General features: G+C 62.2%; 10 protein-coding genes and 1 pseudogene. 1 reads left to right on the top strand and 10 read right to left on the bottom strand.

All coding sequences use genetic code 11. The features are described from left to right. Positions 1-185: 185 nt before the first annotated feature. The 10 genes and pseudogenes from ACFX4T_RS17375 to ACFX4T_RS17330 all read right to left on the bottom strand — a co-directional run bounded on the left by ACFX4T_RS17375 (position 186) and on the right by ACFX4T_RS17330 (position 10,806). Entirely contained in the window at positions 186-842 is a 657-nt protein-coding gene (locus ACFX4T_RS17375; RefSeq protein WP_377652907.1) for a pentapeptide repeat-containing protein, read from the bottom strand. After that, entirely contained in the window at positions 842-1,300 is a 459-nt protein-coding gene (locus ACFX4T_RS17370; protein WP_377652905.1) for an SRPBCC family protein, read from the bottom strand. Before ACFX4T_RS17370 ends, ACFX4T_RS17375 begins: the two co-directional genes overlap by 1 nt. A gap of 142 nt (positions 1,301-1,442) precedes the next feature. Further along, positions 1,443-2,907, bottom strand: a pseudogene (locus ACFX4T_RS17365) (amino acid permease). Between the two features lie 278 nt (positions 2,908-3,185). Continuing rightward, positions 3,186-3,494: a Rieske (2Fe-2S) protein gene (locus ACFX4T_RS17360; protein ID WP_377652903.1), complete on the bottom strand. Its 309-nt coding sequence runs from the start codon at positions 3,492-3,494 to the stop codon at positions 3,186-3,188. Then, the gene (gene nirB, locus ACFX4T_RS17355; protein WP_377652901.1) at positions 3,491-5,959 is read right to left on the bottom strand and encodes a nitrite reductase large subunit NirB; all 2,469 of its coding nucleotides are present in this window, start codon (positions 5,957-5,959) and stop codon (positions 3,491-3,493) included. The genes ACFX4T_RS17360 and nirB overlap by 4 nt, the downstream gene beginning before the upstream one ends. Further along, positions 5,959-6,306, bottom strand: coding sequence for a molybdopterin oxidoreductase (locus tag ACFX4T_RS17350; protein ID WP_216926857.1), 348 nt, complete (start codon positions 6,304-6,306; stop codon positions 5,959-5,961). Before ACFX4T_RS17350 ends, nirB begins: the two co-directional genes overlap by 1 nt. 143 nt (positions 6,307-6,449) lie before the next feature. After that, positions 6,450-8,099 carry an ABC-F family ATP-binding cassette domain-containing protein gene (locus tag ACFX4T_RS17345; RefSeq protein ID WP_377652899.1) on the bottom strand — a complete coding sequence of 550 codons (1,650 nt, stop codon included), beginning with the start codon at positions 8,097-8,099 and terminating at the stop codon, positions 6,450-6,452. Positions 8,100-8,263: 164 nt separating this feature from the next. Next, positions 8,264-9,127, bottom strand: coding sequence for a metal ABC transporter permease (locus tag ACFX4T_RS17340; RefSeq protein ID WP_377652897.1), 864 nt, complete (start codon positions 9,125-9,127; stop codon positions 8,264-8,266). A 3-nt stretch (positions 9,128-9,130) separates the two neighbouring features. Continuing rightward, positions 9,131-9,865, bottom strand: a complete 735-nt coding sequence (locus tag ACFX4T_RS17335; protein ID WP_377652895.1) for a metal ABC transporter ATP-binding protein — start codon at positions 9,863-9,865, stop codon at positions 9,131-9,133. Next, complete coding sequence (locus tag ACFX4T_RS17330) at positions 9,862-10,806, bottom strand: metal ABC transporter substrate-binding protein (protein ID WP_216926854.1); 945 nt, start codon at positions 10,804-10,806, stop codon at positions 9,862-9,864. Before ACFX4T_RS17330 ends, ACFX4T_RS17335 begins: the two co-directional genes overlap by 4 nt. Before the next feature lie 51 nt (positions 10,807-10,857). On the opposite strand from ACFX4T_RS17330, the gene ACFX4T_RS17325 reads away from it, so the two are divergent. Then, positions 10,858-11,586, top strand: a complete 729-nt coding sequence (locus tag ACFX4T_RS17325; RefSeq protein ID WP_377652893.1) for a CPBP family intramembrane glutamic endopeptidase — start codon at positions 10,858-10,860, stop codon at positions 11,584-11,586. Positions 11,587-11,610 lie beyond the last annotated feature (24 nt).

Here is an 11,610-nt window from a genome sequence, read left to right as displayed (position 1 = left end):
CGCCGTAACGACCAACCGGCGTCCGTGCGCCGCCAACAAGAAAAGCCTCGACCATGAGAACATCCTTCGCGAAGTGAAAGGGACCGGCACGGAATAATATACCGACCGTTCGTTCTATAAAGATTACACGGCCTGCCGTCCGGGTCAACAGATGAAGTCATCTCCCCCGCAGCCCAGCCAGGGCCTCAGACCACCCGGATGCCCAAATGACCAGCCAGCAACGGGGCCATCAGACTCAACTGGTAATCGTCAATAACAACTCCGGCAAGCCCGGCCAAACCGTTGATCCCCCGGAATTCCGAGCTCCGCAGGTCCACGTCCTTGAGCTTGGCACCTGTGACGTCCAGGGTGCCGATGGTGCAGTTCTTCAACGACACCCGGGTACCGGTGCAGCCGCCCAGATCGAGCTCGTTGATGATGCAGTCGGAAATCTGGACATCCATCAACTTGGAACCGCGCAAGTTCACGTAGTCCAGCTTGCCGCCCTCGATCCGCACCGAACGCCACGTGCCCTCGTACAGCTCGGCTGACCCCCACCTCGGATTGCTGATCTCCACGTCCTGCCAGGAAGTCCGTGCTGCAGTGAACACGGGCGCATACGGCTCCGCAAGTATGCACTCCCGGAACGTGGCGCCACGCAACTGGACCTCGTTGAACGAGACTCCCGTGAACTCACACTCGATGAAGTCAGCACCGCTCAGTTCCTCCGCATCGGCAGACACGCGGGTAAACCTGATGCCGTCATACCGTTCGCCACGCTGGAAGTCCGGGGCGTCGTCGTCGCGCAGTTCTTCCAACCGCACCGGTGAGATCTTGGGGGCCGCCACCTTTGCAGCCGCCATCAGAGGGATTCCGCCTTTGCAGCGATCTCGGCGAGGTCCTTGCTGAGGGCCTTTCGGGTAATACTCATGCCTATCTTCCCGAACAAGGCCATGGCGACCTTGCTCACGAGCGTGGGTTTAAGGACCTCGACGCCGAATGTCAGCGTGAGGTCAGTGCCGCCGTCGCGCCCTGCCAGGTTGAAGCGGGTGGTGTAATCGGCGCCGCCCTGAAGTGCTTTGACTGTGGTGCTGCGTGGCGGGTCCGTCTCCGACACCCACATCTCCACGGTTTCCTGCCGGCCCATCATGGTGCGGGTTTCCTTCCAGCGGGTGCCTTCCCCATACGGACCCTCACTGAGCATCTGGATTGCGTTGATGCCCGAAAGGGTGCCGGCCGAGCCCGGAATGTCCGAGAGGACCGCCCAAACTTTCTCCGGGCTGGCGTTGATGTGCTGCGTCAGGGTGGTGGTGTGATCCATACATCGAGCCTAGACCGGGGCACTGACACTCCCAACTGACTGGCATTAGTGGTTGTTCTCAGCCGGCGGTTGGTCGGGGACACGCGAACGGCGGGTGCCCCCGGAAAGGAGGCACCCGCCGTCGAGCGTTGGTAAGAGAGCCTTAGCTGAACAGCTCGCTCTTGGGCTCGTTGTTCTTGACCTTCTGCCAGCCAAGCCACAGGACCAGGGCGAAGAACGGGATGGTCGCCAGGGTCCAGAGACCCAGCAGGAAGACCTCGCCGGTTGCCTTATCGGTCATGGTGTCGAAGCCGATCAGTACGGTGATGGCCAGCAAGGCAACGAGGCCAAGCCAGCTGGTCCACGGCGAACCGGGCATCGGCAGGCTGGAGACGTTGCCGCGCTTCTTCCGCAGGGCAATCTGGCTCGCGAAGATGGAAACCCCAGGTGAAGATCACACCGATGGAGGCCGTGTTCAGCGCGAGGTCGAACGCGTGGGAGCCACCCAGCCAGATGTTGAGCAGGATACCCGCCAGGTACACACCGCCGATCGCCAGGATGGCCGCGTACGGCACGTGGCGGGAGGACATTTTGGTGAGCCACTGCGGGGCGTGTCCGTTGTTGGCCATGGTCCGGAAGATGCGGCCGATCGAGTACAGGCCCGAGTTGCACGAGGACAGTGCGGCGGTGATGACGATCATGTTCATGACGTCGCCCATCCAACCGAGGCCCATCTGGCCAAACACGGTTACGAACGGCGAGGTGCCCGCCTTGTACTGGTCCGACGGCAGCAACATCGCAAGCAGCATCACGGAACCGACATAGAAGACAATAATGCGGATCACGACGGCGCGGATCGCCTTGGGAACTTCGCGTTCCGGGTTCTCCATCTCACCAGCGGTAATACCAACGAGTTCGATTGCGTTGTAGGCGAAGATCACGGCGTTGAGGACCAGGATCATGACCAGGCCGCCCTTGGGGAACATGCCGCCGTCTTCGTGGAACAGGTTGCCCACCGAGGCGTGGCCGGTGCCTACCTGCGCGTTGGTGACAACCATGAAGGTGCCAACTGCAAGGAAGATCAGGATGGCTGCGACCTTGAGGCAGGAGGCCCAGAATTCGAACTCGCCGAACGCCTTGACGCTGAACAGATTCACGGCCACGAGCAGCACCAGCGCTGCAATGGCGGAAAGTTCAACAGGAACGTTGGGGAAGAAGAACTGGAAGTACAGGCCGATCGCGATGAGCTCGGCAATGCCTGTCATGGCCCAGTTGATGAAGTACATCCAACCTGAAAGGAAGGCGCCTTTCTTGCCGAACATCTCCCCGGCGTAGCTCACGAACGAGCCCGAGGTCTGGCGGTACATGATGAGTTCACCGAGCGCGCGCATCAGCAGGTAAGCGATGACGCCGGCGATTGCGTAGGAGAAGATCAGGGCCGGACCGGTGGAGGCCAAGCGGCCGCCGGCGCCCATGAACAGGCCGACGCCGATTGCGCCACCCATGGCGATCATGGTGACGTGGCGCCGGCTCAGGGTCTTCTGGTAACCCTCAGCGCTGAGGGTGGAACCGACGGCGGTGGGTGTGGCCGTGGGGTTCTGGAGATCTGTGGGGGTACTTTGCGGCACAGCTGTTCCTTGTGGGTTGGGGTATTGCTGTAGGTGTTTACGCTCATGCCGGAACATGGGCACCTTTGCCACACAAAATTCGAGCTTTCCTCGCTGGAGGACCCCGAAGTGTGACAAAGAACGCAGAACGCCGAAGGTTCGCGCAACCCGTCTATCTTACGTGATTAACGGGAATGCCCGTGACGCAGGCAACAGCACCCGTCCTGAATACAGCAACGCGGGGTCACTTACGGCCCATGTTGGCCGCTCAGATGGGCCGTAAGTGACCCCGGGTTGCTTCAAGGAATGACGACGATGTTTTGCCCCTCATCTGCGAAGACTTCGTAGGTCTTCAGGGGCTTGGCTCCCGTGGTGGAACACCCGGTTTCCAGCTCAAACGAGTGCTGGTGGAGCAGGCACATCACCACGCGCTGATCGATGGTTCCGTCCGCGATGGGGCCTCCTTTGTGGGGGCACACCGCAGAGACAGCCCGCAGGCTCCCGTCCCGAAGCCGGAAGACCGCAACCTGCTCGCCGTCGATCCCGAACGCCCTGCCTTCGCCGAACGGAATTTGGTCCACCGGACCTACGACGTGTGAAATCTTCATCGGACCGGCACCTGCGGGAGCACCGTCAAGGGCAGCGAGGTCCGGAATTGGCCAGGGGTGGGTGGATCATCGCGCTCACTCCACGGATCAACGTAGTTGTCCACGGACTCCTGCATCGCCGCATCCAAGCGGGCAGCGATGCCCTCGGAGTCATCCAGGATGACGCTGCGAATACGTTCAATCCCTACCCGGGGAACAAACGCGTATGTCCGTTCCAGCCAGTTCGCGTTTTCCCGGTAGTACTGCATGAAACGGCCCGCCAGCAGTGTGACTTCCTCAGGCGTATCCACTGCGACCAGCAAGTCCCCCTTCCGGATGTGGGCGCCGGCAGCTCCCCCGATGTAGATTTCCCAGCGGCCACCCTCCACGGCCACCACGCCAACGTCCTTGACCAAAGACTCCGCACAGTTCCGCGGACACCCGGAAACTGCGAGCTTCAGTTTTGCCGGCGACTCAATTCCTTGGAAGCGGGACTCAATCGAAATGCCCAAACCAGTGGAATCACCCGTCCCAAAACGGCAGTAATCCTTCCCCACACAGGTCTTTACCGTGCGGAAGCTCTTGCCATAGGCATAGCCGGACGGCATGTCCAGGTCAGCCCAGACTGTGGGGAGGTCTTCCTTGGCAACGCCCAGGAGGTCAATGCGTTGACCACCGGTCAGCTTGATCATGGGAATTTTATGCTTCTCCGCGACGTCGGCGATCCTCCGGAGCTGCTGCACGGAGGTCACCCCACCCTTCATCTGGGGTACCACGGAGAACGTGCCATCGCGCTGGATGTTCGCATGCACGCGGTCATTGATGAAGCGGGCGTCGCGCTCGTCAATGTACTTCTCCGCCAGCATCATCTTCATGAGCGAGGCCAGGCCCATCTTGGATTTGGCGTCCTCCACGCTGTCCGGCGCCAGGGCCGCGAAGACCTGCGAAACCGAGCGCAGCCCAAGCTCCCGGATCCGGGACATCAACGCGGGCTTGTCCAACGGGATTCCTGGGACGTAGTAGCTGGCTGCGGGGTCATCTTCCACGGCACCATCGGCGGCCCACTCCACCACCTGCGTGACCAGCAATTTGCATGCACCACACCCCTTGCCTGCACGGGTGGCATCCATGGCGGCCGGTACCGAACGGCACCCACCCTGCACGGCCGAGACAAGTGCCCCTTTGGAGACTCCGTTGCAGTTGCAGACCTGCGCCGAGTCAGCCAGTTCTGCCACGCCCTCCTCCTCTGCAGGCGAACCGAGATCGAACATCAGCGAGAGCCGCTCCTCCGGCAGCGGCAATCCCTGGTCAAAGGCCTGCGTCAAGTAGGCAACCTTGCGGCTGTCACCAAGCAGGGTAGCGCCCACCATCTTGTTGTCCCGGATCACGATCGACTTGAACACGCCCCGGCTCGGTTCCGAGAAAACAATATGCTCATCCGTGTCGAGTTCCGGGCCCGGCAGGCCCATGGAAGCGACGTCGACGCCGGCCACCTTCAGTTTGGTGGCGGTCCGGGATCCAAGGTAAACCGATGAACGATCCACGCCGGTGATCTGGTCTGCCAGAACAGCGGCCTGCTCCCACAAAGGAGCAACGAGCCCATAAACCTCGCCCCGGTGTTGAACGCATTCCCCCACGGCATAAATGTCCTCTTCGTCCATGACGCGCAGGTGGTCATCCACCACGATGGCCCGTTCAACCGCCAGTCCACTCACCACCGCCACATCCACGTTGGGCCGGATACCGGCTGTAACAACCACCATGTCGCAGCCCAGCTCTGTGTCATCGCGAAGTCGCACACCGGTGATCTGGTCCTTGCCCAACACCGCGCTGGTCCGGCTTCCTGTATGGACCTCGATGCCCAGCGCCTGCACGCTTCGCCGCAGTATTGCGCCGCCGTCGGGCCCTAATTGCGCATTCATGAGGTGACCGCCGGAGTGGACCACCGCCACGTCAAGACCGTAGGCCTGCAAGCCGCGGGCCGCCTCCAGCCCCAGCAGTCCACCGCCAATCACCAGAGCCCGCCGGTGATGTTCCTGCTGGGCGAACTGGACCATCTTGCGGGTGTCATCCATGGTCCGGAACGTGAAGACCCCGTGACGCACGGACCCGCTGGGCGTGTACAAGCCATCCATCGGCGGAAGGAATGAGTGGCTTCCCGTGGCGATGATCAGGACATCGTAGGGAACCACCCTGCCATCTGCCGCGAAGACGTGTTTGCTGTACTTATCTATGCGATCCACCCGGACCCCGGCGTGCAGGGTGATGTTGTTTTCCTGATACCACGGCAGGGCGTTAAGGAAGATGTCCGCATCGCTTTCCTCGCCGGACAGCACGTGGCTGAGCATGATGCGGTTGTAGTTTCCGTACGGCTCATCGCCGAACATGGTGATGTCGAAAGCGTCTCCGCCACTGCGGGCCAGGATCTCCTCCACAGCGCGGGCACCGGCCATGCCGTTGCCGATGACCACCAGCCGCCTGGCCATCAGTGCTCCACCATGCCCAGGTCCACCACCACGGAACCGCGGACGCCGGCCGGCGCTGCGATGAACAACTCGATCATCGAGCCGCCCTCGATATCTTCCACAACCCGCAGCGGGACGTGCACGTCGCCTTTGGCCCCAATGGGGAAATACCGCATCGGGACGCCGTCGCGCATGAGGACAACCGCGATGAGTTCGGAGCTGGAGTTACCGCCGCGGAAGTAGAGCGTCTGGTTCACGACGCCGTCCGGGACAAAGTGCGCGAGCTCGCCATGAAGGGGAACCGGCTTTTCCATACCGATGCCCTCAAACGGGAAAATGCCTTGGAGGAAGAGGTTCTTGGAAATCACGGAAAGATCCTTTCGGCCAGCTTCCCTCCATGGTGCTCCGCCGATGTTTCAGGACGCTTGGTGCCGTGTTTCCATTCGCAGGACACAGCGTAACGATCGCTTTGCGAACAACTCACCCCGGCGGCAGGGGCGGCACCGACGGGTTAGAGCAGCTCGCCATCCTGCATTCCGTACCGAACCCAGCTACCCACCGAGCCGGCCGCGGCACAGCGGTCGAACCACTCCCCCAGTGCGCGGTCGTGGCTCACGATGACCAGCGTCCCGGCGAAGCCTGCGAGCGCAGCTTCCAACTGTTCCACGAGCACTGGCGCAAGGTGGTTGGTGGGTTCGTCCACGATCAGGGTCTCGTAACTGCCCAGAAGCAGTCTGGCCAGGGCGAGCCGGCGTTGCTGTCCGGCCGAGAGGCTGCCCACGGGAACGTGAAATTCAGCAGGCCGAAACAAGCCCAGGCGCAGTAGGTTCTCCGCGTGTTCATCGATGTTTCCGCCCAGTCCCGCGGCAAACGCGGGAAGCAGCCGAAGGCCTGGACGGGGCGGTACGTCGAGTTCCTGTTGCAGGTACCCCACCGTGCCCTGAACGGCCACGGTGCCGGCTGCGGGCTCCAGCGTCCCGGCCAACACAGAAACCAGCGTTGATTTTCCGGCACCGTTGGGACCGGTGATGAGGACCTTCTCCCCGGTTTCGACGCGGAAGTCCGTTGGCTTGAGGCGCCCGGGCACGCCAATGCCGTGTGCTTCGATGGCCGGTCCAGCAGCTTCCTCCAGCTGAAGGTCAAGTTGCGCGGCGAGCTTCAGCGGCACGGGTGGGCGGTCAATGGGGTTCTCTTCGAGCCGTCGGAGGCGTTCCTGGGCATTCCGCACTTTGCTGGTGGCTGCGCGCTGCCAGGTGCCCTTTTTGAAGCCGGTGGCAAATTTGTCGTTGTCGCGCACTCGGCCATAGCCCATGCCGCCCGAAACCGTGGCGGCCTGGAACCGTTCGGCGGCCATGGCGTCGAGCCATTCCTCGTATTGCTGCACCCAACGGGCTCGCTGGGCGGCTTTCTCGCGGAGGTAACCTTCGTAACCATTGCCGTACCGATTGACCGAACGGCGTTCAGCGTCGACTTCGATGACGGTGCTGGCTACCTTCCGCAGCAAGACACGGTCGTGCGAAACCACCACAACGGTCCCTCGGTGCGCAGCCAACCTCGACTCCAGCCAGGCCGTGCCGTTGGCGTCCAGGTGGTTGGTGGGCTCGTCAAGGAGCAGGGCTTCGGCGGGATCGGCCAGTACGCACGCAAGGGCCACGCGCTCCTGCTCGCCGCCGGACAAAGATCCAAGCGTTCGACGCCGGTCCAGACCTCCCAGCCCCAGCCGGTCCAGCGCTGCTTCCACCCGGGATTCGGCGGCATACCCCTCACGGAGTTGGTACTGGGTCTGCAGGCTTCCATAGCGTTCCAGGGTTTCGGAGTCGGCATCCGCAAGGTCCCGCTCGAGTTCAGTGATGCTGGCCTCGAGCGCCCGCAACGCAGTAAGCGACGCGTCAATGGCGTCCCCCACAGTGAGCGAGGCCGGAAGTCCGTGTGTCTGGGCGAGATAACCCACGCGATAGCCGGCATTGCCCACCAAACCTGCCGTGCCGTCGTCGGGCGTTTCTACGCCGGCCAGCAAGCGGAGAAGGGTGGATTTGCCCGCCCCGTTTTCTCCGACAACGGCAACGTGCTCGCCGTGATCGATGGTGAGATCAGCGCCGTGGAAAAGTTCGCGGTCCCCGTAGCCATGGGAAACGCCGGAAAGGTGAAGGTGGTCAGTCAAGAGGTGTCCTCGCAAAGTCCGCAGTGAATGGCAGGAAACCGCTTGGGGTACTGCCGTTGTGGGGTACTGGGGATGCAGCCGGATGGAAGGGCTGCTCTCAAGACTTCATCGCTCCAGACTGCCCGGCGAACGCTTGCACGTCAAGAACAGGCGCCCGTCAAGTGTCAGGCCGCGGCCACCGCCCGCTTGCGCCGGGCCTTCGCCAGGCGCGTACCAATTAGTCCTTGCCTGGGACTGAACAGATAGACGGCGGCGAACACGGCGCCTTGGGTGACCACCACCATGGCACCTGATGCCGTGTCCAGGTAGTAGCTGAGGTAGATGCCGGTCATGGAGCACACTACCGAGATGACAGGGGCGATCAGCAGCATCCGGGAGAACCGGTCCGTCAGCAGGTAAGCGGTGGCGCCGGGAATGATCAGCATGGCCACCACCAGCACCACGCCCACGGTTTGCAAAGCCACCACGGATGTCAGCGCCAGCAGGCCGAGCAGCAGGGCTCCAAGCCGCCGGGGCGACAGGCCAATGGCGTGGGCATGCGTGGGATCGAACGCGTAGAGCGTGAGGTCCCGGCGCTTGAGGATCAGGATCGCGAAAGCCACTACGCCAAGGACCACAACCTGGATGAGGTCAGGAACGCTGACGCCCAGCAGGTTGCCGAAAATGATGTGGTTCAGGTCGGTTTGGCTCGGCGTCACGGAGATCAGCACCAGGCCCAGCGCAAAGAGCGAAGTGAACACGATGCCGATGGCCGCATCTTCCTTCACCCGGCTTGTGTTCCGTACGACCCCGATCAACGTCACGGCGATCAACGCGAACACCAACGCACCAAGTGCGAAAGGCGCACCCACAATGTAGGCGAGCACGACGCCGGGAAGCACCGCGTGAGATACGGCGTCGCCCATGAGAGACCAGCCGATCAGAACGAGCCAGCAGCTAAGGACGGCGCAAACGACGGCGGCAATTGCCGTGGTGGCGAGGGCGCGCACCATGAAGTCGTAGCTCAATGGTTCAAGCAGGAATTCCACGGCTTAGCCCCTGTTCATGACGTCGAGGCCGAATGCCATGGCCAGATTTTCAGGTTGCAGCACCACGTCCGGGCTGCCATGCATCAGCACCTTGCGCATCAGGAGCACGGCTTCGTCGCAGAGTTGCGGGAGCGCGTGGAGGTCGTGGGTGGAGATGAGGATGGTGGCGCCGTCAGCGGCAAGTTCGCGCAACAGCCTGGTAATAGTGGCTTCGGACCGCTTGTCCACTCCGGCGAAGGGTTCATCCAGGAGCATCATGGTGGCCCCTTGGGCGATGCCGCGGGCCACGAAGGCACGCTTCTTCTGCCCGCCGGACAGCTGGCCGATTTGGCGGTCGGCAAACTCGCCAAGCTCCACCCGTTCCAGGGCCTGTTCGACGGCGTCCCGGTCTACTTTCCGGGGCCGGCGGGTGAATCCGAGGTGCCCATAGCGGCCCATCATCACCACATCCCGGACGGACAAAGGGAAGGCCCAGTCCACATCCTCGCTCTGCGGGACGTAGCCTATGCCGGCCTCCTTGCGGGTCTTCATGGGCGGGTGACCGTTGATGAGGACCCTGCCTGAATCGGGCTTGACCATACCCATGATGGTCTTGAACAGGGTGGATTTGCCCGAGCCGTTCATGCCGACCAAACCGCAGATTCTGGCGTGGTCCAGGGTGAGGGATGCGGAGTCCAGCGCCAGCACCTCGCCGTAGTGGACCGTGACATTCTCAACGACAATCGCGGGGCTGGTCATGACGCTCCTCCTGCCAGTGCTGTGGTGATGGTCTTCGCATCGTGGCGGATAAGGTCCAAATACGTGGGAACAGGACCGTCTGCTTCTGATAGCGAGTCCACGTAGAGGACGCCACCGAATGTGGCCCCGGTAGCACCGACGACTTGCCGCATGGGGGCGTCCGAGACGGTGGATTCGCAGAACACTGCCGGCACTTGGTTGTCCTTGACGAATTCGATGGCCCGCGCGATCTGCTGGGGCGTGGCCTGCTGCTCCGCGTTCACGGCCCAGATGTAGACCTCTTTGAGTCCGGCATCCCGGGCGAGGTATGAGAATGCACCCTCGCAGGTCACCAGCGCCCGGTGTGCTTCCGGCAGTACGGAGAGCTTGGAGACCATCTCATCCTGGACGGTCTGCAGTTTGGCGTTGTAAGCCTTGGCATTGGCTTCAAACTCGCTGGCGTGGGCCGGGTCCAGCTTGGCGAAAGCCTTGGCCATGTTGTTGGCGTAGATCTGGACGTTGCTGGGGGACATCCATGCGTGCGGGTTCGGTTTGCCCTGGTAGGAGTCTTCTGCGATGGGCATGACCTTCACGCCGTCGCTCACCACGGCGTGGGGCACATCGAGCCCCTCCACGAATTGGGAGAACCATGCTTCAAGGTTCAGACCGTTATCCAGGATGAGGTCTGCCTGGGCAGCCTTGCGAATGTCCCCGGGAGTGGGCTCGTAGCCGTGGATTTCGGCCCCGGCCTTGGTGATGGATTCCACCCGGAGCTTGTCACCGGCGACGTTTTTGGCGACGTCGGCCAACACGGTAAAGGTGGTCAGGACAACGGGCTTGTCATCACCTCCGGCGGAGGAATTCCCTCCGCAAGCGGAGACCCCGAGCACCAGAGCGGATGCGGTCAGTAGGGCAGCGAATCGGCGGACAACTTTGGCGCACCGAAACGAAATGTTAGGCATACCGAAAATTGTAGCGAAGCGGGGGCCACCCAGCAAAGATAGTCTGGTCATATGGGCACCATTTCGACGCAGGCGAGGCTTTACCGGTTCAATGCCCTGGACGCCGTGGCCGTCGCCGCCTACGCGGGTTTCACGGTCTACTTCACGTTTGCGGGCGAATCGGTGGAGCGAATGATGCTCCAGTTTTTTTCTGACCCTGCCACCGCCTCGTATGCCGTTAACGCGCTCTTTTATGCCGCCGTCGGGGTCTTTGCCTTGGCGTCCGCTTGGCGCATAGTTGGCCGTGACGTCAAGATCCTGGGCACCCGCCCTTGGTTCACTCTTGGCATGGTGCCCCTTGCGGTGGTGGTCATGCTGGTCATCACGGCTCTCCTCGTTGGGGCGCTCGGTACGGCGCAGACTTCCGAAAACCAGTTGGGCATCCAAGGCCTCCTGCAGCGTGTGCCGGCCTGGCTCATGGTGCCGCTGCTGGTGGTTCTGGGGCCATTCGTGGAGGAGTACTTGTTCCGGCACCTATTGATCGGCAAGTTGTCGCAGTACGTGAACATTTGGGTCTGCTGTGCCATTTCGGCAGGAGTTTTCGCGTCGATCCATGTTGTGGGCAGGGAGGGGTTGGTGTTGTCCGCCCTTGCGCCGTATCTCGGCATGGCCCTTGTGCTGGTGGCGGTCTATGTGTGGACGGGAAAGAACCTGATGTTCTCCTACTTCGTCCATGCGGCCAAGAACCTCCTGGCCGTGGTTCTCATTTATGCGATCCCGCCGGACTTCCTCCCCCACTAGGCAAGACGGGACCTGCCGCCAAGA

Source organism: Paenarthrobacter sp. YIM B13468, from assembly GCF_042788025.1.
GTDB classification, from domain to species: domain Bacteria; phylum Actinomycetota; class Actinomycetes; order Actinomycetales; family Micrococcaceae; genus Arthrobacter; species Arthrobacter aromaticivorans.
The sequence above is the reverse complement of the archived record's forward strand: the minus strand, read 5'-3'. Positions and strand labels throughout refer to the sequence as shown.